Origin of the sequence: Natranaerobius thermophilus JW/NM-WN-LF, assembly GCF_000020005.1 — a bacterium.
GTDB classification, from domain to species: Bacteria; Bacillota; Natranaerobiia; order Natranaerobiales; family Natranaerobiaceae; genus Natranaerobius; species Natranaerobius thermophilus.
This window is the reverse complement of sequence record NC_010718.1, coordinates 85342-108435: the sequence shown is the minus strand read 5'-3', so window position 1 is coordinate 108435 and position 23094 is coordinate 85342. Positions and strand designations below refer to the sequence as shown.

The 23094-nt window shown below is 35.8% G+C and carries 22 protein-coding genes and 1 tRNA gene; 1 reads left to right on the top strand and 22 read right to left on the bottom strand.

Annotated features, from left to right (window positions below; all coding sequences use genetic code 11):
* Positions 1–42 precede the first annotated feature (42 nt).
* The 6 genes from NTHER_RS16325 to NTHER_RS00480 all read right to left on the bottom strand — a co-directional run bounded on the left by NTHER_RS16325 (position 43) and on the right by NTHER_RS00480 (position 4799).
* Complete coding sequence (locus NTHER_RS16325; RefSeq protein WP_012446580.1) at positions 43–1668, bottom strand: sigma 54-interacting transcriptional regulator; 1626 nt, start codon at positions 1666–1668, stop codon at positions 43–45.
* A 165-nt stretch (positions 1669–1833) separates the two neighbouring features.
* Entirely contained in the window at positions 1834–2250 is a 417-nt protein-coding gene (locus NTHER_RS00500) for a hypothetical protein (RefSeq protein WP_012446579.1), read from the bottom strand.
* Between the two features lie 25 nt (positions 2251–2275).
* Positions 2276–2638: a hypothetical protein gene (locus NTHER_RS00495; protein ID WP_012446578.1), complete on the bottom strand. Its 363-nt coding sequence runs from the start codon at positions 2636–2638 to the stop codon at positions 2276–2278.
* Positions 2635–2871, bottom strand: coding sequence for a hypothetical protein (locus NTHER_RS00490; RefSeq protein ID WP_012446577.1), 237 nt, complete (start codon positions 2869–2871; stop codon positions 2635–2637). The genes NTHER_RS00495 and NTHER_RS00490 overlap by 4 nt, the downstream gene beginning before the upstream one ends.
* A gap of 174 nt (positions 2872–3045) precedes the next feature.
* Positions 3046–3813, bottom strand: a complete 768-nt coding sequence (locus NTHER_RS00485) for a type III pantothenate kinase (RefSeq protein ID WP_041366757.1) — start codon at positions 3811–3813, stop codon at positions 3046–3048.
* A gap of 14 nt (positions 3814–3827) precedes the next feature.
* Positions 3828–4799 (bottom strand): biotin--[acetyl-CoA-carboxylase] ligase, encoded by a 972-nt coding sequence (locus NTHER_RS00480; RefSeq protein WP_012446575.1) that lies wholly within the window; start codon positions 4797–4799, stop codon positions 3828–3830.
* A gap of 154 nt (positions 4800–4953) precedes the next feature.
* On the opposite strand from NTHER_RS00480, the gene NTHER_RS00475 reads away from it, so the two are divergent.
* Complete coding sequence (locus NTHER_RS00475; protein ID WP_012446574.1) at positions 4954–6357, top strand: hypothetical protein; 1404 nt, start codon at positions 4954–4956, stop codon at positions 6355–6357.
* A gap of 160 nt (positions 6358–6517) precedes the next feature.
* On the opposite strand, the gene NTHER_RS00470 is transcribed toward NTHER_RS00475, so the two are convergent.
* From NTHER_RS00470 to mazG, 16 genes are all read right to left on the bottom strand, one after another.
* Positions 6518–8188, bottom strand: coding sequence for a formate--tetrahydrofolate ligase (locus NTHER_RS00470; RefSeq protein ID WP_012446573.1), 1671 nt, complete (start codon positions 8186–8188; stop codon positions 6518–6520).
* Positions 8189–8280: 92 nt separating this feature from the next.
* The gene (locus NTHER_RS00465; protein ID WP_012446572.1) at positions 8281–8826 is read right to left on the bottom strand and encodes an ECF transporter S component; all 546 of its coding nucleotides are present in this window, start codon (positions 8824–8826) and stop codon (positions 8281–8283) included.
* A gap of 164 nt (positions 8827–8990) precedes the next feature.
* The gene (gene ftsH, locus NTHER_RS00460) at positions 8991–11072 is read right to left on the bottom strand and encodes an ATP-dependent zinc metalloprotease FtsH (protein WP_012446571.1); all 2082 of its coding nucleotides are present in this window, start codon (positions 11070–11072) and stop codon (positions 8991–8993) included.
* Positions 11073–11184: 112 nt separating this feature from the next.
* On the bottom strand, positions 11185–11730 hold the full coding sequence (hpt, locus tag NTHER_RS00455; protein WP_012446570.1) for a hypoxanthine phosphoribosyltransferase: 546 nt from the start codon (positions 11728–11730) through the stop codon (positions 11185–11187).
* Between the two features lie 38 nt (positions 11731–11768).
* A complete protein-coding gene (tilS, locus tag NTHER_RS00450) occupies positions 11769–13298 on the bottom strand; it encodes a tRNA lysidine(34) synthetase TilS (protein WP_012446569.1) in 1530 nt (509 codons plus the stop codon).
* A 69-nt stretch (positions 13299–13367) separates the two neighbouring features.
* Positions 13368–15869, bottom strand: a complete 2502-nt coding sequence (gene spoIIE / locus NTHER_RS00445) for a stage II sporulation protein E (protein ID WP_012446568.1) — start codon at positions 15867–15869, stop codon at positions 13368–13370.
* A 164-nt stretch (positions 15870–16033) separates the two neighbouring features.
* Positions 16034–16110: transfer RNA gene (locus NTHER_RS00440), tRNA-Met, on the bottom strand.
* A 74-nt stretch (positions 16111–16184) separates the two neighbouring features.
* The gene (locus NTHER_RS00435) at positions 16185–17084 is read right to left on the bottom strand and encodes a Ppx/GppA phosphatase family protein (protein ID WP_012446567.1); all 900 of its coding nucleotides are present in this window, start codon (positions 17082–17084) and stop codon (positions 16185–16187) included.
* Positions 17068–18303: a two-component system sensor histidine kinase NtrB gene (locus NTHER_RS00430; RefSeq protein WP_041366756.1), complete on the bottom strand. Its 1236-nt coding sequence runs from the start codon at positions 18301–18303 to the stop codon at positions 17068–17070. Before NTHER_RS00430 ends, NTHER_RS00435 begins: the two co-directional genes overlap by 17 nt.
* Positions 18304–18413: 110 nt before the next feature.
* The gene (locus tag NTHER_RS00425; RefSeq protein ID WP_012446565.1) at positions 18414–18776 is read right to left on the bottom strand and encodes a S1 RNA-binding domain-containing protein; all 363 of its coding nucleotides are present in this window, start codon (positions 18774–18776) and stop codon (positions 18414–18416) included.
* A gap of 85 nt (positions 18777–18861) precedes the next feature.
* Positions 18862–19242, bottom strand: coding sequence for a cell division protein FtsL (ftsL, locus tag NTHER_RS00420; RefSeq protein ID WP_012446564.1), 381 nt, complete (start codon positions 19240–19242; stop codon positions 18862–18864).
* Between the two features lie 116 nt (positions 19243–19358).
* Positions 19359–19865 (bottom strand): spore cortex biosynthesis protein YabQ, encoded by a 507-nt coding sequence (gene yabQ / locus NTHER_RS14965; RefSeq protein ID WP_012446563.1) that lies wholly within the window; start codon positions 19863–19865, stop codon positions 19359–19361.
* A 13-nt stretch (positions 19866–19878) separates the two neighbouring features.
* Positions 19879–20163 (bottom strand): sporulation protein YabP, encoded by a 285-nt coding sequence (gene yabP, locus NTHER_RS00410; protein WP_012446562.1) that lies wholly within the window; start codon positions 20161–20163, stop codon positions 19879–19881.
* A 192-nt stretch (positions 20164–20355) separates the two neighbouring features.
* Positions 20356–21366 (bottom strand): SpoIID/LytB domain-containing protein, encoded by a 1011-nt coding sequence (locus tag NTHER_RS00405; protein WP_012446561.1) that lies wholly within the window; start codon positions 21364–21366, stop codon positions 20356–20358.
* Positions 21367–21482: 116 nt separating this feature from the next.
* Positions 21483–21761: an HU family DNA-binding protein gene (locus NTHER_RS00400; protein ID WP_012446560.1), complete on the bottom strand. Its 279-nt coding sequence runs from the start codon at positions 21759–21761 to the stop codon at positions 21483–21485.
* A gap of 116 nt (positions 21762–21877) precedes the next feature.
* Positions 21878–23032, bottom strand: coding sequence for a nucleoside triphosphate pyrophosphohydrolase (mazG, locus tag NTHER_RS00395; RefSeq protein ID WP_012446559.1), 1155 nt, complete (start codon positions 23030–23032; stop codon positions 21878–21880).
* Between the last annotated feature and the right edge of the window lie 62 nt (positions 23033–23094).

Genomic DNA, 23094 nt, shown 5'->3' with positions numbered 1-23094 from the left:
TATACCCCTTTCAAAAAAGCATTATTCTGTCGAACAATTATCTCAGTTTGATTCTTGATTAATTTGCAGCCCATATTTTTTAATTTTATTTAAAATTGTAGTATGGGAAACTCCTAATTGTTTAGCAGCTTTTCTGGCACTTGCATGTTCACTCAAAACTTTTTGCAATATTTGTTTTTCAACTGACTGTAATATTTGAGAAAAGTCTTTGTCTTTATAATTTACACTGATTTCTGCTTCGCTCTGACCATTTTGATACTGTTGATTCTGTTCCCAGTTTTCCATTTCGCCTTCGTAATTTGAAAAACCATCCTCTTGACCAAAAAATAAATGTTCACCTTCAATTATATTGTCATTAGCCAAATTAACTGCACGCTCAATTATATTTTCGAGTTCTCTTACATTGCCGGGCCAAGAGTAAGTTTTTAGCAGTTCTCGACTTTTTGGGGAAAGTTGATACTGTCCTCCATGATTAGTCCTCATTTGCCCGAGTATATGGTTTGCTAAAGGAATAATATCCTCTTTTCTATTTCTTAATGGTGGCAGTTTTATAGGTATAACATTTAAGCGATAATACAGGTCTTCTCTAAAATAACCTTCATTAACAAGCTTTTCTAAGTTATGGTTTGTTGCAGTGATTACCCTTATATCGACACTAATTTCCTCTTTTCCACCTATTCTGCGGACTTCTCTTTCTTGTAAAACTCTGAGTAATTTGACTTGTAATTGTGGATTGAGATTACCTATTTCATCTAAGAATACTGTACCTTTGTTAGCTAGCTCAAACAGTCCATGTTTTCCACCTTTTTTCGCACCCGTAAAAGCACCTTCTTCATATCCAAATAATTCACTTTCCATCAGTGTTTCCGGTATGGCAGCACAGTTAAGAGGGACAAAGGGACAATCCTTCCTAGGACTTTCCATATGAATAGCTCTGGCGAACAATTCTTTTCCTGTGCCGCTTTCCCCAGTTAACAGAACGGTAGAGTCTCCATGAGCAATTTTTTTTGCAAACGAAATTGTTTCATTCATAATACTACTTTCAGCTATTATATCGTCAAAAGATAGCATGGTCGGGTGAGTAATCCGATGAACTAATTTACGCACTTCATTTATATCTTTGATGGCAGCTACAGCTCCTACAGTATTGCCATCATCGTTTTTGATAGGTCTCCCTGAAGTCAAATAATGGCTTTTACCACCAGGTAGTGTGACAAAAATTTCCTTATTGTCATAATCCTCCCCGGCAGACAAAGTTTTTAATATGGGTAATTCAGCAGAAAGTATATCTCGAATGTCTCGACCCTCAATGTTTTCTGATAGATTTAAAATCTTTTCTGCCGAGGGATTAATCATAGTAATTATTCCAGATTTGTCTAATGCAATTATTCCTTCTCCTATAGTATCTAAAATACCTCTGAGTTTTTGTTCTTTTTCTTCTTGAGGCAACAGACTAATTTCATCAATCCCTCTAACACCAGGAATTTCTTTGACTGCGCTTTCTAAGGCCCCTTTCATAGCAGGCGCAAAATCAAGTTTCAAATAGATTAACTGCGGTGCCACTTCCATAGCAGTTATATTAATATTTTTTAAGTATACAACTCTTAAAACATCGAGAACCATTCCAACTCTATCAACAGTCTGAACTTGATATCTGAAAAAACTCATTAAATCACCCCATCATTAACTATTGCTAGTTCGGTGTTTTAATAAACTTCTATCCCCAATGGATAGTTCCTCCCTATCATCCCCCTGAATACCAAGAAAATATGAGAAACAGGTTGAATTTAGTAACAAGTGATGGGGTGAAATAAGCTATCATTCAATTAAAGTTTAAGTAGATCTTCTAATACCAAACTTGGGCCAGACAGTTCTTTCAAGAATTGTTCTATAGCCAAAAAAGGTACCGCAGGATAAGGCCGCAAGAGTGCCAAGTCTGCCACCAAACCCTACATAGGCTGGAGCAGTTGCAATAAACATCATGCCACATATTATTCCTAAAGCTGTTACTTGGCGCATGCTGCCAATTTTATCACCAGACACCATACCCGCATAAGAAGCTGCTGCTAAAACTCCAGCATGTTCAGTGGTAATCAAACCTGGAAATACCGTTTCCAAGAGTCCCGCCATAAACACAACTACAGCTGAACCCAAAACATTGCCTTTACCAAGATGCACACTAATGTAATATGTCACTATGATCCCCAAAGTTGCTAATATAATCAATGACAATTCATCCAAACCCATCATTGCAGTCACCTCCAAGTTATATTTTTCACATTATCGGCAAATAATTAACAACAATCAAAGTAAGCAATACAGCCAGGGCAGCTGTTGTTCCACCTTTGCCTCCCCAACCGGCAAATATCGGCTTAGTGGCCAAGATTACAATACCAGCAATAATCCCTGAAATAAGTGCCGTTGAAAAGGTTGGTAGGATAAAATCGGCTGACATTCCTACAAAGGAAGCAGTATAAGCTGCGGCAGCCAAGCCTTTAGGTAAAGTTAGAGCAGCAACAATCCCAACAGTTCCATTAGCAATAAAAGGGCCCAATCCTAGTCCGTGATTAATATAATATGTTATTAATACTGCTATAAAAGCCATCGTAATTGTCAAAATACTGTCTTTATATTTCATTTGGCACCCTCCCTTTCAGTTAAATTTGGCCTTTCCATTTGCTGACCTCTTCCTTGGGTGGTTTCTGTGTTCTCGCCCATAAGCTCTTCAGCGTGCTCTCTTATGCTATAGTAAAAACCTATAACGGCTAGTAATAGGAAAATAGCACTGATCAGCGATTCGGTGAATGCTAGTGAATAGGTTAACATTCCTATACAAGTGGCGGCAAATAATGATAAACCAATTAAGCTCATATTTAACCCTCCTAAAAGTTAGTAAGGCAACCCAGCCTTCTTTAGAATCCTAAAGATTCTCAGAAAATTGTTACATGTTTCACAAAAAACAGTTTTTAAAAAAGCTTGATACCGTGTTCACATATTTCGATTTCATTATATAAGGATATACTTTCTTTGTCAACAAATTTTCATTCAATTTTTATTTCTCTCATAAATTATTTTCAATCCCTCTAAAGTTAAATACGAGTTTAAAATATTTATGGTTTCGCTTTCTGGATAAACCAAATGTGCCATACCTCCCGTAGCAACTACCGTAGGGGCTTGGTTAAATTCCTGTCTCATTTTCTTGATAATTCCATCAACCTGACCGATAAATCCATAAAAAATTCCTGACTGCATACTAGAAACAGTATTTTTCCCTATCAGATTAGCTGGTTTAGTCAGTTCCACCCGGGGTAGTTTGGCTGCTCTCTCAAAAAGTGCATTGGTCGAAATAGATATCCCAGGGGAAATAGCTCCTCCTAAATAATCACCTTTTTCCGAGATGGCACAAAAAGTAGTGGCTGTACCAAAATCTACAATTATAAGAGGCCCCCCGTATAATGTATAGCCTGCAACTGCGTTAACAATTCTATCCGCCCCTACTTCTTTGGGGTTATCATATTTAACATGCATTCCAGTTTTAATACCTGGGCCTACTATTATAGGCTCCATGTTCATAAATTTTTTGCTCATTCTAGTTAAGGTTTGTGTAATTGGTGGCACTACTGAGCTAATCATAATGTCATCTATCATGCCAGGGTCTAAATTACTATGATAAAATAGATTCTTTATCAACACACCATATTGATCTTCTGTTTGCTCTCTATCACTATTTATTCGCCAGTGAACTACTAATTCATCATTTTTATAAAGCCCTAATACTATATTAGTGTTTCCTACATCAATTGCTAATAACATCATACATCTCCTCCCTAAATATTAATAGATAAATCACCGGTTAGTATTCTTTGTTCTCCTTGGGGGGTCTCCACAATCAAAGCCCCACTTCTATCAATATCTTTTGCAATCCCTGTAATTGTCTTCGACACTTGTTTTACAGTAATTTTTTTCCCTAAAGTGCAGGAGTATTCCTTCCAGGTATTTAAGACCTTAGGGATACAATTTGGTAATTCAAAAAATAATTGAGTAATCTCTTCTAATATACTATTTAACATTAATTTGCGATTTACTGGCGAGCAATTAAGTTCTCTCAAGGAAGTGACAGACTTTTTCAGCTCCTCAGGGAATAAATTGGTATTTTGGTTGGCATTAATTCCCACCCCTATTACAGCTTTCTGAGGAGCATCGGTTTCGCCAGCAAGTTCTACTAAGATCCCAGTCACTTTTTGACCTTGAACTAAAATATCATTAGGCCATTTTATTTCAGCTTGGATTCCCAGTTCCCTTTTAAGAACTTTGGTAATAGCAGTTGATATCAGCAAGGGAATTGTAGGAATCTCATCTACTGAACACCGTGGAGTAATCACTAAGGAAAAATAAATTCCTCCAGGGGCAGAAAACCACGCCCTGCCCATACGACCCCGCCCTTTGGTCTGTTGTTCAGCAATCACCACTTGCGGTGGTTGCAAAGAACGTGCATAATTATTAGTAGAATCGATATTATCAAAGTAAGTTATTTGGTAATCTTTTTTTAACGAAAAATCTAGTTCCCATGGATAAAGGTTATCAGGTATAACTACCAATCGATATCCTTTACCCTTTATGGGATCAATTTGATAACCTAAATTGGCCAGCCCTTGAATATTCTTCCAAATGGCTGTCCTGGAAACATTTAATTGAGAACTTAGAAATTCACCAGAAACATATGGCTGTTTTTTCAAATTGTTTAAAATTTTTGATTTTACAGGACTGAGATCCGTTTCCGATAATTTAATAATACTCACCTCTTACATTATATAGATTCATCAAATTTACATACAAGGCACAATTATATTTACGATCGATGCTATCTTTAAGTCAAATGCAAAGAGAAATTCAAATCCAATTTTATCACCAAGCTATAAGACAAGCAAATATTTAGACAGGGAGGAATAATTATTGATAAAGCAACTAAAAAAACTCAACCCTTTAGTTAAAATTTTAATAGCCATGCTGTTACTAATTGCCATTGGAGTTTTAACAGCAACCATTATAATTAATTCACCCTTTTACCTTGAACGGCCATGGGAACCTCTAGAAAAAGGAGGAATTTATTCATTTCAGGATTGGGAAATTGAACTTGATTTTTTGGACATGCATTTCAACAATGGTGTGGTTGTCCTAGGATATCAGCACGATGAACTGACAGGTATGGTGATTAAAGGGGATGGTGATTACCAGGTTAATGTACCCTCTTATAGAATAAAAGAAAACAACAGTTATCACCAATCAGGTAGCCTGGAAGCCGTCTACTTGCCTATAACCGAAGATACCCTGGATAAACTTAAAGGAAATGTTATTTTTTCTCCTATAAGTGATCATCAAATAGATCTGGATTATTCATCTTATTTTGAAGCCGAACAAAAACTACTGGCCAAGATAGAAACATTCAATATTTCTAGGACTATTCACCCAGGTGAAACGCAAAATATGAGTTATTTATTTACTGAAGACTATGACGCCAAGTATTATGAAAGTAAAACTATTAATCTGTCCTCCTGTGATGGTAAAACTACTCAATTAGTTGCTGATAGTGATAGAAAACCTTATCCACCTGAGAATTTTCAATTATTTACTATCAGTTATTTGTTAATATCATTATTATTATTAGCACTGTTGGTGTATATTTTCTCTGTAGACATTGACGAATTCTATTATAAGCACAGTGCCTCTCAAAGCCTAACAACAATTTTCACTATTATATTTAGTGGAGCAACTTTTTTCTTTTGGCGCTGGATCGATTTAGAAGTCACTTTAAGTGATTTTGAATCAGGACTTTTCTACTTAATAGCATCAGCTATACTCTTAATGTTACATCTCAGACAAGGTAGTAAGTTAATAGAGTTAGGACTAACTACACACAATTTAATCCGCAGCATTGTCATCAGCTTTTCTTTTAGTTTATTAATTATGGGTTTGAGCACATTGATGTTACCATCGGGGTTATCTTTTCCTGATGATTTTGAGCTATTTAACATGCTTTTAATAATCTTCTTCGTCATTTTATTTAAAGAATTGGTCTTAAGAAGCTTTTTACTTGGTTCTCTTGAGAAAATTTTGGGGGCTAATCTAGGCTTGTTCATTCATATATTGGGGATTAGTGTTATAAATTTAATTCTGATTTTTATCACTGATACCCATTTATCCTTTGGAACTCAATTTAGTACTTTTTTGGATATCCTCATCTTACCTTTGTTTACTACAGCTTTTCTGGGGTACCTTTATCAAAGAGTACGGAACATATTTTGTCCTGTATTAATCCAGGTTTTTGTAATTTTACTTAGTAACATTATATATTTTTAAATACTTATATGAAATGAAGTTGCTAATATTCAGTTTCCCTTTCATTATTAAAGGCCTTGTTATATCAAAGCAAAAGCACACCAAAAAAAGGCTGCTCGACATCGAATGAGCAGCCTTCTATAAACTGTATCATATTAACTAACTATATCACCCGGATTACTTAAAATAGACCTGTAATTTGTCCATCATCATCAATATCAATTTCTTCTGCAGCTGGTTGTTTGGGTAAACCTGGCATAGTCATAATGTCCCCAGTCATGGCTACAGCAAAGCCAGCCCCTGCTGAAATCCGTACTCGTTTAACAGTTATGCTAAAATCCTTGGGCCTTCCCAATAGCTTAGGATCATCAGAAAAAGAGAACTGGGTTTTAGCCATACATACTGGCACCTGATCCAGACCTTTTTGAGCTAGTTGTTTAATATTTCTTCTGGCAGTCGGAGTAAACTCAACATCGGAAGCTCCATAAATTTCTTTAGCAATAGTTTCTATTTTTTCTTCCATAGATTTGTCAACATCATATAAGTATTTAAAATTGGACTCTTTACTGTCAATTATGTCTAATACTTCTTTGGCGACTTCTTCGCCACCTTCTCCACCTTTAGCAAAAACTTCACTCAATGCCACTCGATAGCCTTTCTCTTGACACTTATTGATAAGTAGTTCTAGTTCTTTTTCTGTATCTGTTGGGAATCTATTCACTGCAACTACTGCTGGCACACCAAATTTATTTATGTTTTCCATATGTTTTTCTAAGTTTTCAAACCCTTTTTCTAATGCTTCTAAATTCTCTTCTTTTAAATTGTCTTTTTCGACTCCACCATGCATTTTCAAAGCACGGGCAGTAGCCACCACAACAGCCGCATCTGGATTTAAACCTGCAAATCGACATTTTATATTAAAGAATTTTTCTGCTCCCAAATCAGCTCCAAATCCAGCTTCAGTCACTAGATAATCTGACATTTTCACTCCCATTTGAGTTGCCATGGCCGAATTGCAGCCATGTGCAATATTAGCAAAAGGACCGCCATGTACAAAAGCAGGCACATTTTCATAAGTTTGCACAAGGTTTGGCTTAATTGCATCTTTTAATAATACTGCCATGGATCCCTGCATCTTTAGATCAGCAACTGTTACAGGCTGTCTATCCCTGGTATAGCCAATTATTATTTTGCTTAACCTTTCTTTTAGATCTTTAATATCTGTTGCCAAGCATAAGATCGCCATTATCTCACTAGCAACAGTAATATCAAAGCCATCTTCCCTAGGGAAGCCATTACCTCTACCACCTAAGGCTACAACTGTGTTTCTTAAAGCTCGATCATTCAAATCAACTACCCTTCGCCAGTTAATTCTTCGTGCATCAATATCAAGATTATTACCTTGATGAATATGGTTGTCAATGGCTGCCGAGAGTAAATTATGTGCGGTAGTAATAGCATGAATATCACCAGTAAAATGTAAGTTGATGTCTTCCATAGGTACTACCTGTGAGTAGCCCCCACCTGCAGCACCGCCTTTAACACCAAAACTTGGACCTAAAGAAGGTTCCCTTAAGGCTACCATAGTGTTCTTGCCCAATCGCTTTAAAGCCTGACCCAAACCTACAGTGGTTGTAGATTTACCTTCACCGGCTGGAGTGGGAGTGATGGCAGTAACCAATATCAGATTGCCATCTGGTTTGTCTTTAAGCCTTTTCCATGCATCAAAAGTTATTTTAGCCTTGTAATCACCGTATAATTCCAGCTCTTCATCCTTGATGCCAACTTCTGAAGCGATGTCCTTGATTGGCCGCATGGGTGCCCCTCGAGCTATTTCGATATCACTTTTCACGAGTTAACCCCTCCTTCAGTATTTTCAGATATTTTAAAAAATTGTTACCACACTAGTTTAATACAACTAACATTTAATATTAATTCAATAAATTAATACAATTTCCTTACTGTGCGACAAATTAAAATAGTAAGGATTATTGCAACAATGATTTCAGGTATTCCATGACTGACAGCCACACCTGCTGCTGCATAGCCAGGTAAATACCCACGTAATGTTGCAAGTGATAAAACCCCCGCTGTGTTTATAACTGTTCCCGTAAAAGCTCCAGCTGCATAGGGGAGAAAATCTCTTTTTGTCTTATCAGATAGAAGCCTAGCTGTTAACCTCATTGCAAAGTAAGACCCCATCCCAATAAACAACCTAGGGATAATGGCGACCACCGGATCTACAAAGAAATTTGCCCCTCTGATAAAACTCGTTAATCCAAAAATACTGCCTACCATAGTTCCTATATAAGGCCCTTCTAGTAATGCCGCAATTATGACTGGAACATGCATGGTAGTGACTGAACCGGCGGGTGTAGGCACTGGTACATAACCAAGGGGGGTAAAGCTCATAACTATGCTGATCGCCGACAATAATCCGCCTACAGCAAGTTTTCGAGTACTGCTATTAATTATCGCTCTGCTATGCACTTTTTCCACCTCCGTTCCAGCTCCTTAAAAGGATGCCGGACAATTAATTTTTATTAAATTCTTCTTCAAAACATTTGTGATATTAAGATAAAGGCTTGCTATCCCGGCCATTTTAGGTCCGGGTAGCAAGCTTTATTCATCTGTCAGAGAGTTTCATCCAATTGTTACTTATCTTTATCTTTGTTATCTTTATCTTCTTTATTGTAGTCTATTTTAAGATTGAAGTCGTTGTTCCCCTTGTTTTTATCTTCTTCGTTATCTTCATCGTCTTCAGGTCGATTGTCATCATTAGTTTGTTGTTCGTCGTCAAATTCTGTTGTTGAATCATTTTGATTGTTATCTGCTTGGTTTTCTTGGGACTGTTGTTCATTGTCTGATTCAGATTTCGTATCTTGTTGTTCGTCAACTAAAAAATCTAATGTTTCTGTGTCTTCACTTTCTTCAATAGGAGGCAAGTCTTTTCCTTCCATTAACATTTTAATTTCTTTGGCCACCAAGGTTTCTCTTTCCATCAAGGCCTGAGCAATTTTTTCGAGTTTGTCAATATTTTCTTCTAATGTTTCCCTGGCTTCTTGATAAGAACTGTCAACCATGTTTCTTATTTCTTTATCTATTGCATAAGCAATATTTTCACTGTAATCCTTATCTCTAGCAATATCTCTTCCCAGGAAGACCTGACCTTGTTTTTGACCTAAAGTGATGGGTCCTAAATTTTCACTCATGCCGTATTCCATTATCATTTGTCTCACAATGGTAGTTGCTCTCTCAAGATCGTTTTGAGCTCCAGTACTAATCTCTTTGAGTTTGAGCTCTTCGGCAACTCTTCCTCCTAGTAAAGTGCTCACACGTTCCAATAGTTCAGTTTTCGTCATAAATTGTCTATCTTCTTCTGGTAACATTAATGTGAAACCACCGGCTGCTCCGCGTGGAATAATAGAAACCTTGTGAACGGGGTCAGTATGTGGTAGAAGATATCCCACAATGGCGTGACCGGCTTCGTGATAGGCAACAATTTTCTTTTCAAATTCGCTGATTACACGACTTTTCTTCTCTGTACCTGCAATCACACGATCTATTGCCCCTTCAAGTTCTTTCATACCAATTCTATTCTTGTTTCTTCTAGCAGCATAAATAGCTGCTTCATTGACTAAGTTTTCCAAATCTGCACCCGTAAAGCCTGGAGTTCTTCGAGCCACTACTTTTAAATCTACGTTATCTTCTAGAGGTTTATCACGGGCATGGACCTTTAGTATTTCTTCACGTCCTTTTAAGTCAGGAGCATTGACAGTTATTTGTCTATCAAAACGTCCCGGTCTTTGTAAGGCTGGGTCGAGGATATCAGATCTGTTTGTTGCAGCCATTACAATAATACCTTCATTGACGTCGAAACCATCCATTTCAACAAGTAACTGGTTTAAAGTCTGTTCACGCTCATCATGACCTCCGCCTAATCCGGCGCCTCTTTGTCGACCTACAGCATCAATTTCATCAATGAACACTATACATGGTGAATTTTTCTTAGCATTTTCGAATAAATCACGTACCCTGGATGCTCCAACTCCTACAAACATCTCTACAAAGTCTGAACCACTAATGCTAAAGAATGGTACACCCGCTTCACCAGCTACAGCTCTACCAAGTAGTGTTTTTCCTGTACCGGGAGGCCCAACTAGTAAAACTCCTTTCGGAATTCTAGCACCCAAATCGATAAACTTCTGAGGCTCTTTTAAGAAATTCACTACCTCAACTAATTCTTCCTTTTCTTCGTCGGCACCTGCCACATCATGAAACTTAACGTTACTTTTCTGATCGCCTTCGTGAAGTTTGGCTTTACTTTTTCCAAAATTCATCATACGTCCACCGCCGCCTTGGGATTGTTGCATAAAAAAGAAAAATATCGCTATTAGTAATACAAAAGGAATAATATAGGTAAATAGTGACGCCCACCAAGGAGGACCGGGGACTTCATGGTCTTTAATATTAACTTCGTACTCTTTTAAGGTTTCAATCAACTCTGGATCGCCTGGATCCCTGGTCACAAATGAAGTACCATCGGTCAATTCACCTTCAATATCCCTCTCAGTAATATCTACTCTATCTACTTCTCCTGCCTCTACTTTATTGAGAAATTCATTGTAAAATAAGTCTTCTTCCGCTTCTGGTTCTTGGTTAAGTTGCTGAAAAATTCCAACTACAATCATCAGTATCAGTAAATACAGTACTGCTTGTCTGGTAAAACGGTTCAACTAGAGCCCTCCTCTCTTGAAACACACAACTCTACAATATATGCATCATGGTATTTTATCATAAAATATTCTCTAAAACAACTAATCAAATTTTCATTAATCAGAATAATTATTACTCGTCTTCTTCTGGTAAAACATAAATAGCTGGCCAATCCCGATAATATTCTGCATAGTCCAGGCCATATCCTACCACGAATAAATCGGGTATTTGAAAACCAATATAATCGGGAGTCAGATCCACCTCTCTGCGATCAGGTTTATCTAATAAAGTACAAATTTTAAGTGATGCCGGCTTTCTTGTAGATAAGGTTTCCAATAAATAATTTAGAGTCAAGCCAGTATCTACTATATCTTCTACAATCAGCACATGTTTATTTTCTATACTAGTATCTAAATCTTTCAATATTCTAATTATACCACTTGATTTAGTACTAGCGCCATAGCTTGATACAGCTAGGAAATCAATTTCATTAGGTATGCTTAATTGTCTCAACAAATCTGCTGCAAAAACAAAGGAGCCTTTTAGTACCCCAACAGCAATCACTTCTTGTCCTTGATAGTCTTGCGAAATTTGTTCTCCTAATTCTTTAACCTTATCTTTTATTTCCTCTTCACTAATTAATTGTTTAAAAGCATCTTTGTCATAAGCCCTTTCCACAGTATACCCTCCTTTTATTCATTACCTGAATTTTTAAATTAATACTCCGATAGTTGAGCTTCAATGCAAAAATATCTTCTAGTATCCTTAGTAACTTTATACTGTTCATTTATGCGATATCCTATCACCCACAATATTTCACCTCGGCCGCTAACTAACAAAGGAATTTTGTCACGATAATTTCTGGGTACTTTTTCATCAATAAAAAAGTCTTTTAATTTTTTGGGGGAATTCATTCCCAATGGAACAAACCGATCCCCCACCTTTCTATTTCTTATTATTACTGGTAAATCAATCTTATCATAATCTAATGTAGCTTCAAAAGAATTTCTGTTAATTGTTTTGTGATAATGACTCGATTGCTCTGATTTGTGATCTTTTATATAACTATAAAGCCACATATTTGATAGAGGCCAGTAAGTCCACCCGGGGACTTCTAATTCTGCCTGTTTAGTCCCTTGAATAGCATATGATGATGTTAAATTTTGATCTGAAATTACCATCACTTGTTTTGACTGACCTGAAATCATTCGAGTATCTATAAAAGTGTAGATTTTTCCTGGTAATGTTATTTCTTTGCCTGTTAAGCCTAACTCAATCATCTTCGCCACGGCATCTATATGTTTTTTTGAAACATTTTCTGAATTTAGATGCCTGTCCTCTTGGTCAGTTTTAGAAATAAAAGAATAAACTGCTGTTAATAAGATTCTGCGTAACAACACTTTAGGCGATTTTTGTAATGTTTTAAGGCAAAATAATAGTTCTCTTTCTTGTCCTTGGTAAGCCAGGGGTTTTGTATTATTTTGACTCCGTCCAGTATCAACTTGTGACTTTTGATATAGCTCGTTAGCTGCCTTGTTTAAGTAGTCATTTTCTTCTTTTAACAACTCCATTGTTTCTAAAAGTCTTTCATTAATATTGGGGTTTATATCCTGAAAGACAGGTAAAATTTCATGTCTCACCTTATTCCTAAGATAATTGGTCTCTTGATTTGTTGGATCTATTTTATATTTTAGTTTATTAGTTTGTAAATACTCTTTAATTTCACTTTTTGACACCTCTAACAACGGCCTGATTAGCAGCAGATCATTATTTAACTTTCTTATAAATTGCATACCTGAAAGGCCTTGAGTTCCAGCACCTCTTATCAAGCGTAAAAAAAAGGTTTCCACTTGATCATCTATATGATGGCCCAGAGCTAATTTAGTTGCACCGAAATCTTTTGCAGCTTGTTCAAAAAATTTATACCTTTGAATTCGGGCCCCTTGTTGTGGTGAAAGTTTATAGTAATTAATATAATCTTTTACCTGCCATTTGTCGTAAATTATCGGTAATTCCAAATCTTCGGCCAGTTTTTTTACAAAATCAGCATCTTCTTCAGCACTTTTATCCCTAAAACCATGATTTAAATGTGAAACTACTAATTTGAACTGAAGTTCTTGCCTTAGTTCATATAACACATGAAGGAGGGCTACTGAATCAGGCCCTCCAGAAACTCCTACTAATACCTTGTCTCCAGATTTTATTAACCCTTTTTCAAAAATGTTTTGATAAACTTTTTCTTTCATAGTAATCCCCTCATACTATCCTTTCATATATACGTTAATTCGTCATTTTTTATTTAATTCCTGCTTTCATTAATTTATCTTTTCCCATATATCTAATCCCATAGTTTGAGAGTCCAATTCAGATTCCTTAGAATTACTTGTGATTTTAGCGATTAAAATAGTTACATCGTCAGGGAAGTCTCCATAACTATATCTGCGCTTCACTTTTTCCAGGAGTTCTTCTGCCATTTCTTGGGGGTCCTTTGATTTTAAATTAGAAATTGCTTTCTCAAACCATTTTTCACCGTCACCCATATCAAAGACACCATCACTCACCATATATAAATAATCGCCTGGTTTTAAACTATATGTCATTTTTTTAGGTTCAACTGACTCTATGATACCAGCAGGTAACGAGGAAGCTTCTACCTTTTCTACCCCTTCAGCAGTTGAAATAAAGGAAGAAACAGCTCCCGCCTTGCAAAATTCCCCAATACCAGTATACAAGTCAATTAACGCCATATCTACTGTGGCAAAACTATCTACTCGATTGATAGTAGCTAATAGCGAGTTAACCGACCTTATCACCATTTGTTTATCATAACCATAATTTAGTAATTTAGTAATTAAGTTAACAGTGGCTTCACTTTCCTCGTTAGCTTTAGACCCAGACCCCATTCCATCACTTAATAATAGCAAGTGTTCTCCAGTTGATAGCTCCCTTGACATGTAAGTATCTCCAGATAAAGGTTCACCTTCTTTATTGATCTGGATACAACCAGTAATAACTTGCAACTGTTGTTCTGCTCTTAACCTTATAAAGTAATGGTTATTTATTTTGGAGTCTTCACGATATAGGTCCCAAGTTACAGGTGACAGTTTTTCACCTACGACCTCTGATACTAATGTTGATATTTCTTTAATATCTTCTTGTTTAGTCCCGGAACAATTTATTATTAGCTCTATAGTTAAATCTTCTTGAACCTTACCTGTTACACAAATTTCTTCACAAACAAAATTCTTGTTTTCAATGGCCGATCTAATTTCTTGTTCTAATTCCCTGTTATTACTGGAATCAACAACTTTAAACTTGGCCATTTTATTAAAAAGTTCTGATAGTGCAAACATTTGTTCAGATAATAATTTTTTATTTTCTGCTGCACTACTTTTAGCCTTATTATGCTCTAATTGATAGTCATCAAATACACTGCCAGCATTTTCCAATAGTAAAGACGGTCTAATACAAGATTCTTGTAAGTATTCGGGTAATTCGTCTCTGTGTAATTTTTTTCCACTATCCACCTTGCTTATCACATTTAAAAAGTTTTTATAAGTTACAAAAAAGTTTTTCTCCCAACAATAAGATACTTTGGAACATCCACCACAAACCTGGTTGACTACAGTTTGGACAAAATCTTCAATTTCACTACTGTCATGATAATCTTGTTCATTTGAATTAGGTTCAAATACTTTAGCCATATCGGAGAATAAGCTAGCAAATTCATAAAATTTATGATTGATAATTTGATCCATCTTTCTATCACTTACCATTTTAGATCCATGAGAGATTGGAGAAGGTGTAATTTTATAGAAAAATCTTTCAGGAATTACTAAGAATATTACAGAAATAATTAAAATTTCTTGTAAAAAGTGCAGCATAACAAAGGGCTCTCCAAGGTAAAATACCACTAACCCAGATGAAAAAATGAATGCAAAAGTCGAGCTCAACTTCCCAAAATCTTTAAAAATACCAGCCAATAGACCGCTTAAAGTTAACGCTCCAATGCTAATTTGGGACAGACTATAGAAACTAGTTATAGTGCCTAATATAGCGCCAGCCGCGGCACCTTGTCCTCCGCCATACCTATATCCAACAATTAGCACAGCTAATAAACTCACCAATCTTGGAATTGAATAAGGGCCAATCATAATACCTTGTAAACCCATAAAAGCCATGGATGCTAACAAAATAATGCTAACTATTTCTTCTTTTTCAATGTTATCAGTTTTCCTCTTTGACTCAATAAATTGCAAACCAGGCATTAGCAAGACAGCAAAGATTACCAATAAACCACCCTCTATGGCTAAAGGTAGCAGGTTAAAAGGAAAACTTCCAGGCAGTCCACCGTAAAACCATGAAGTTACCATAAAAGAAGCAACGAATATAACAGTTCCTATTTTTGGTTTGTTCCCAAGACTTCTTCTTTCCCACAGTAAATAAATCATTGCTGGTATAATAACAGTAACAGTTCCTTCTATCCCGTGGGTCAATTGGATACCTATTAGAGACCCAATAAATGCAGCCGAAAAATAACTGGCTTTTTCAAGCCTTAGTGCTAGTAAATATGCTAACACCAATGGTATTAGACCACCTCTAACCTCAGCTCGTCCAAGTAAAAAACCCGTTAATAAATATAGAGTTGATAAACTTGTGACACCGTTAAATAATTTAATAAATAATTCACGGAATTTTTCCCAAAAAGTCACCAACAATTTTGTACGTGGAGTAGCACTTTTAGAAGTATCTAAAGGTTGATAAGCTTGTTTATAGGTTCTTTCATAAGTTTTAATATATTCAGTTTCATAAGCCAAAATCCTCACCCACCTTAAACTTTGATTGTGTGCTTAACAATTATAAAGGGTGAGGAACTGGAAGAATGTCAAAACTTTAGTATAAGTCAAATTTTTTTCTCGACATCCTTTATGTATTTTATAACAAAAAAACCGGACCTTTTTGGTCCGGTTTTTAAGCTATTTGGTTGCGGGGGCAGGATTTGAACCTGCGGCCTCCGGGTTATGAGCCCGACGAGCTACCAGACTGCTCCACCCCGCGTCGACAGTGATTATAATTATAACTTAAGTAAACATATTTGTCAAATTCTCAGTATTGATCTCGAATCAAAAAGTTTAAATCTCCAAAATCAGCCCCATTAACATATCATTGTCACTAGCCCAATATCCTTTCGCGCCAATCTCTTGAAGTAAATAATTTATTATATAACCTCCTGCAATTATTATATCTGCCCTGTTAGGTGTGAGAAAAAATTCATCAACACGTTGTTCCAAATCATACTTTTCCATACCCTTCAATAAATTATTTAGGTCAGTCCTACTCAGATATGTTCCATGAATATCCTCTTTTTTATAAACTGGGAGTTTTTTATAAGCCTTTGCCAAATAAGTGGCCGTTCCGCCAACACCAACTACCTGTATATTTTCTTGATATGCACTTAATATTTCTGTAGTGATTATTTTTTGGACTGCTTTCCTTAAGTCTTCGTGATTTCTAATACGCCCTTCTTCATCACAGTAACTTTCAGTTGCTTTAACAGCACCTATGGGAAAGCTAGCCATAGAATTTGGATCTTGAGGTATTATTTCAAGACTCCCACCACCTAGATCAAAAACAAAGGCATCTTCTGTTAATTCCATAGTAGCACCTTTGTAATTAAGGGCTGCTTCCCTAATTCCATCTACTACTTCGATATTGATTGGTTGAGCTATGGCTCTGTTAACTTCATTAAAAAACTCTTGATTATTTGATGCTTCCCTTATTGCACTGGTGGCAACAATTTTAGTTTCGTTTACTTGATACTGATGGATTATCTGATAATATTCCTTAAGTACATGGACAGAATCGTTGATTGATCTTTGGGTTAATTTTTCATAGTGTTGAATTCCTTCCCCTAACCGAGTAGTTTGGACATCCCTATATAGCTCCTCTAGTCCATTTTTATTGACTCTAGCTATTAGCAGCCTAATTGAATTGCTTCCTATATCAATCGCAGCTTTAATCTGGTTTGTCATAATCAGCCACCCTTTCACAATATGGTATATAAACATTTCTACATATACTGTTAACTCCATCAACATCATATAAAGGGAGTTCAATACGAAAACAAGCACCCCTCAAGGGGCTATTCTCTGCTACTAGATACCCTCCTAAATTCTGAATAATTTGTATGCTGACAGGCAATCCCAGGCCAGTACCTCTAACCTTAGTAGTGGCAAAAGGGGAAAACAGCTTATTCATAATATTTTTGGGAATCCCTGGGCCAGTATCTATAAATTCTAAGATCACTTTTTCATTTTTATCATCTTTATTATTTGATTTATAAATATCCACCTTGATGGTTAGTTTCCTACAATCCTGAGGTATCTTTTCCATGGCTTCCAAAGAATTTTTTATCAGATTTATAAATACTTGTTGTAATTTATCAGATTTCCCCCGTAGATATATAGGGTGTCCTGGACATTTAATATTTAACATAACTTTTTTATTTTTAAATTGGGGGCTAAAAAAAATCAAAGTCTTTTGGAACACTTTACACAAAGACACTGTTTCATTTGTTTCATGTTCTTCTTGATTAGAAGGTTTAGATAGATGCAAAAACTCTTTTACAAGTTGCTCCATTCTGTTAACTTCATCTGTGATAGTAGCTAAATATTCTTTTCTCTTAGATTCTGGTAACTCATTACTTTCTAACAATTGTAAAAACCCTTTGATTGTAGCAAGAGGATTTTTTATTTCATGAGCGGTCCCCGCCGCCATTTCACCTACAATAGCTAGCTTTTCTGCCTGAGTAAATTTTTCTTCCCATCTTTTTGTTTGTTCCTGGTATTCCTTTTCACGTGTAATGTCTCTGAAAACACCTATAACACCTAAGAAATTTTCGCCTTCATATATTGGATAAGTGTTACCCTTAATAATCACTTCATTATTCTCAGAATCAATTAGGTGTAACTCTTTATCATGAACTGCTTTCCTTTCTGATAAAGCAGTTTCAAAAATTGAAAAATTTTCAAACTCATAGGTGTAACTGTACTTTAAAAGTTCACGGTAATCATATCCAACCAAAGTCTCGCCTTCAATTTTCAGCACTTGTTCAACAACTTTATTAATATAAGTTATTACTCCAGAGTGGTTAATAACTAATACTGCATCAAATAAAGAATCCAGGATTCTGTTAGTATCAATTTGATTTATGTACTTCCCTTTTTGGAAATACGGCCTTTGACTTTTCAATGAAGGCCCCCCAAATAATGAATTAATCCTTAAAAAAACAGAGCGCATGTTGCGCTCTGTTTCTTACTTAATCACTGTTAATTACTGTGTAATAGCTACTGGTTAGTTAATTAATTAAACGCTTTAGTATCGCGACTTCCACGCTTACCTTCCGTATTTTTTCTTAAGTCGCGCTGACGCTCATCACTTTCTCGTAAAAACTTGGCCATCTTATCTTCAAAGGAAACATGCTTTTCTTTGTTTTCCCGGACTCGTTTTAATGACAAACCAATTTTGTCTCCATCAATGCTAAGCACTTTTACTTTTACATGTTCTTCTTCACTTATGAACTTGCGAATATCTTTAACGTAAGTATCGGCCACTTCCGAAATGTGGACTAATCCAGTTTCACCTCCCGGAAGTTCAACAAAAGCTCCAAAATTTGTAATCCCTTTTACTACACCTTCTACAGTTTTTCCAACTTTCAAGGACATGATTAATTTTATTCCTCCCCAGTAAATTCTTAATGGTGATTATACCGCAAACATTTGAACTAGTCAAGAACTGCCCAACTAATAACTATTCCTCTTCAAGTGGAATTTCCAATAATATATCACTTTCTCTTATAAGACCAAATTTTCTTCTGGCGAGTATTTCTATGTATTGCGGGTCTCGCAGTTGTTCGACTTCTTCTTCTAACTCTTTTTTCTCTTGCTCTGCTTGTTCAATTTCCGTCTTTAAATCCTCTCTTTGCTGGACTAATTGATAATATTTAATTCCCTGATCAATAATTAAAAAAGCAAAATATACCACAGCTACAATTAATAAAATACTAATCATTTTATCTTTAAAACCTGATTTTGAATTGTTATCCCTTTTAGGGGCACCATGTTTAATTGTATTAACCTGTTTTTTTGCTTGTCTACCACTTTTACGGGGAAATTCAGTAATTTTATTCATAAATCATCCACCCCTGTTCATGGTTTATATAAATTAGCCCATAAATTTCTTCTTAAATATGGCTTGGCCTGCGAAATTTAGCCTTATATATCCAATATTTTCTCGGTTATCTACATTTATTCCTTCTTATTGAAAATATTTAACCTAGATAGAATAACCTTGACCAAACCAATAATTTTAGAAGTTATTAAAATTACAGCCCTCTTAATAATGTTTAATATCATACAACATGCTCTTAAAATGAATTGAACAGGGATAGAAATTATTATGATAGTTTTTTGAAGAGCAGAAAAAAATTTATCAATAACTTGTTCTGATACATAAAAAAATACTACATAACCTTCAATAATTGATTTACTAATCCAAATATAATATGCAATTATGCCAACACCTGTAAAAACAAATACATAAGCCCTAACTTCACCCCAATTGCTTACTAACAAAACTGTAGCTAATAACAAAAATACAAAAACCCAGTAGATCAAATCAGTAAAATGTTTTAAAATCTTAGGGAATTTTTTTCTACTACGGAATACTCGAAAAAAATCAAAAACTATTCCCATGATCATTCCAGTAACAACAAATATTAAAAACAAAACAAATTGCCCTCTAATATCAGTCATTGTTACCACCTGCTTATCGGAAGATCCTGCTAAAAATTCCTTTTCCGCGGTCTTGAGGACTAGCTTCATCGGAATAAGCTGCTTCAAGAATTACTCCTTCAACTGTTAATAATTTATCATCTAGGTTGAGTTCTTTAATATCTAGCTTTTCTCCTCTTAAAGCTAATAAACCTAATTCAGTTTCTAAAACAATCTCTTCTTCATCAAAGCTGTCAACATGAAGCACTCCTGTTATCTCAGTATATTCCCTATCAGTTATAATCAGTTTATGACTCGTCTCTTCTAACCTTTCTTCCATCTTTCGCCCCCCTTGTCCGTAAGTTATCCTGTTACATTTTACTAGCAAAAGTCCGCTTTTATGACTATTTTAAACTTAAAAAGCTGTATAAAAGTTAAATGTTAAAAACTGTATAATTTCAATTCCACTTATAAATGCTCAGGTTGGGTACTTTGAGTACACAACACCAAAAAAAAAGGGAATAGAGTATCTCTATTCCCATAAATCTACAATGCTAACATTTTCATAAAAGTAAGTCACAACTTCTTCTGGAGAATTGTTTTCTTCAACCAGTGCTTTAGCACCCCATTGACACATGCCTACACCGTGGCCAAAACCCACGCCAGAAAAAGTAACTTCATCTTCTCCTTCCTCTATATCATCTTCATCGTAGAAAGTAGACCTCATCACCTCACTGCCTAGTTCTAATCTGAGTTCCGGTGCTGGAACTTGCACTCCGCCAATATCAAGTTCCATGGCTCTTCCAGATGGGCCTTCCTCTACAATTTCCACCTGCTCTATACTTTCAGGACTTTCGCCAGTAACGGCTTCTACAGCGGAACTAATCTCGTCATGGGAAAAGCTCTCTTCCCAATTTTTTTCTTCTTCTGGTACAATATCCATTCCCGGGCTGTCAACAACTTGAATGTAAGGGGGATCTTCTTCATCATAGCCAAGTCCTTCTTCAGCTGTAGCTGTTTTAGGACCAGCAAAAGCGTGGAACCAGCTTCTAATAAAGTTATCTTCATATACAGCGACTTCGCCCCGAGTATCTTCTACAGCTTGCTCCACCTCTTCAGTAATATCCTCTTCACTATAAGCTTGAAATTCTTCAATATCAGTGGATGCATGTGCGTCTCTATCAGGAACTCCACCGTCTTCAGAGATTTTGTGCAAAGTAAAGGTTCGAGCAAGAATTGCTTGAGCTGCCAGGGCATCTTTCGGCCAGTCCGGTTCCATTTCTCCTGCCACAACACCTTTTAAGTATTCTTCAAATTCCATTTCTTCTACTTGTTCTTCTTCATGTAAAAAGACCTGTAAGGTTGGTTCTTCTCCTTCGGTTTCTCTAATTTCTTCTGGAATATCAGGAACGGCTTCATCATCTTCGACTTCTCCATTGGGCGCACCTTCGGGCCCTTCTTCTTCACCTGGGCCACATCCCCCCAGTATTAGCGCAGTCGTTAATAGTAGCATGCCAAATAAAGCTTTAATAGAAATATTCATGGACTGTCCCTCCAAGTTTTTTATTAGTATCTGATACTTGGTAGGGAGATATACAATATATATAATAAAAGCGGGCCAATGGGCCCGCTTAAAATTATGTTCTACTTTACGATTGCTTATCCATTTTTCACTTTTTCTTTTAAAGCTTTTCCTGCTTTAAAAGCTGGAACTTTAGTAGCTTCAATCTGAATTACTTCACCTGTAGATGGATTTCGACCTTCTCTAGCAGCTCTCTCCCTCACCTCAAAAGTTCCAAAACCAATCAACTGCACTTTGTCTTCTTTTGCCAACTGATCAGAAATTACATCGAAAACCTCGTTGACAACTTTTTCTGTGTCTTTTTTAGTCATTTCACTTCTTTCTGCAACTTTACTAATAAGTTCAGTTTTGTTCATAAAGTAAATCCCTCCTAAAAATTAGTCTTTTGAACCGCCAATACTGAACTTTAATCTCCTTTTCTAGCTATTCGAGGATTTTTTTGTAATTCCTGCTAAAATCGCGAAAAAATCCGCTAAATCCCTCTTTTTTTTGCTTCATCCCAATAATTGTCAAGTTCTTCCAGGGAATAATTGGAAAATTTCTCGTTCTGCTTCCTAACTTTATCTTCGATATATCTAAAACGTCGCCTAAATTTCTCATTAGTCCTTTCCAGGCTAACTTCGGTTGAAATATTAAAAAATCTAGCTAAATTAACCAAGGAAAAAATAATATCTCCAATTTCTTCTTCTAGCTTTTCCCAATTTTCTTGTTGGTATGCATCTTGTAATTCTGTAAACTCTTCATTCACCTTTTCATAAGCTCCAGAGGAGTTCTCCCAATCAAAACCCATTTTTTTGCCTATCTTTTGTATTTTTTCCGCTTTAACTAAGGCAGGGGCGGCCTGTGGAACTTTATCAAGCACTGATTTAGATTCTCTTGGATGTTTATTGCCTTCTCGATCATCGATTTCATTTTGATTTGGAGATTTCCGATTATTTTGTTGTTCTTCTAATTTAATTTCTTCCCAAGAAAGAGGGTCAGTACCAGTTTGAGCATACTTTCCACCAAATACATGAGGATGACGTGTTATTAATTTATCTTTTAATTTGGTTAAAACTTCATCCAGCTGAAACTCACCTTGTTCTTCAGCAACTTGTGCATGAAAAATGACTTGTAATAAAAGATCTCCTAGTTCTTCACAAACACTGTCAGGATTTTGTTCATGAATTGCTTCAATAACTTCATAAGCTTCTTCGATCAAATAGGGCTTTAGGGTTTGGTGAGTTTGTTTTTTGTCAAATTCACATCCTCCAGGACCCCTTAATTTCTCCATCACCATTTTAAGAGGTAGCAATGACAGTTCTTCCTGTGGGCCTAAAAAATTGATATCAATGTCCACTCCTCTTTCTTTCGCTAGTGACAAGATTTGTGAAATATTATTATCTTTACGATTATCAGTTATGTAAAAAATACCATTAGTTCCCCAAGTATCTATACTGTCTTGTTCAATAATTTGATAATGAATTTGCTCTGATTGTAAAAACTCTATAATTTTAGATTTACTGTTAGAAACCAGGATATTACAGTTTGAATTCATTAACTTACGATAATATTCTAGACTGATATGTTTAGTAACCGGTTGTGTTACTATCAGAATATCAAAGCATATTCTGTTTTGACTTATCATAAGCTCCCCTCCCCTATTAAACTTTTAATGATAAAACGAAAGGGAGCGCAAAACTAGCGCTC

Coding starts and splice junctions, on each gene's coding strand:
- tilS (WP_012446569.1), bottom strand. CDS start 13,298: ATGAAAGAAAAAGTTTATCAAAACATTTTTGAAAAAGGGTTAATAAAA.
- NTHER_RS00500 (WP_012446579.1), bottom strand. CDS start 2,250: ATGATGGGTTTGGATGAATTGTCATTGATTATATTAGCAACTTTGGGG.
- yabQ (WP_012446563.1), bottom strand. CDS start 19,865: ATGACTGATATTAGAGGGCAATTTGTTTTGTTTTTAATATTTGTTGTT.
- NTHER_RS00435 (WP_012446567.1), bottom strand. CDS start 17,084: ATGACAAACCAGATTAAAGCTGCGATTGATATAGGAAGCAATTCAATT.
- NTHER_RS00495 (WP_012446578.1), bottom strand. CDS start 2,638: ATGAAATATAAAGACAGTATTTTGACAATTACGATGGCTTTTATAGCA.
- yabP (WP_012446562.1), bottom strand. CDS start 20,163: ATGGAAGAAAGGTTAGAAGAGACGAGTCATAAACTGATTATAACTGAT.
- NTHER_RS00490 (WP_012446577.1), bottom strand. CDS start 2,871: ATGAGCTTAATTGGTTTATCATTATTTGCCGCCACTTGTATAGGAATG.
- NTHER_RS16325 (WP_012446580.1), bottom strand. CDS start 1,668: ATGAGTTTTTTCAGATATCAAGTTCAGACTGTTGATAGAGTTGGAATG.
- NTHER_RS00425 (WP_012446565.1), bottom strand. CDS start 18,776: ATGTCCTTGAAAGTTGGAAAAACTGTAGAAGGTGTAGTAAAAGGGATT.
- mazG (WP_012446559.1), bottom strand. CDS start 23,032: ATGATAAGTCAAAACAGAATATGCTTTGATATTCTGATAGTAACACAA.
- NTHER_RS00485 (WP_041366757.1), bottom strand. CDS start 3,813: ATGTTATTAGCAATTGATGTAGGAAACACTAATATAGTATTAGGGCTT.
- NTHER_RS00400 (WP_012446560.1), bottom strand. CDS start 21,761: ATGAACAAAACTGAACTTATTAGTAAAGTTGCAGAAAGAAGTGAAATG.
- ftsL (WP_012446564.1), bottom strand. CDS start 19,242: ATGAATAAAATTACTGAATTTCCCCGTAAAAGTGGTAGACAAGCAAAA.
- NTHER_RS00405 (WP_012446561.1), bottom strand. CDS start 21,366: ATGAATATTTCTATTAAAGCTTTATTTGGCATGCTACTATTAACGACT.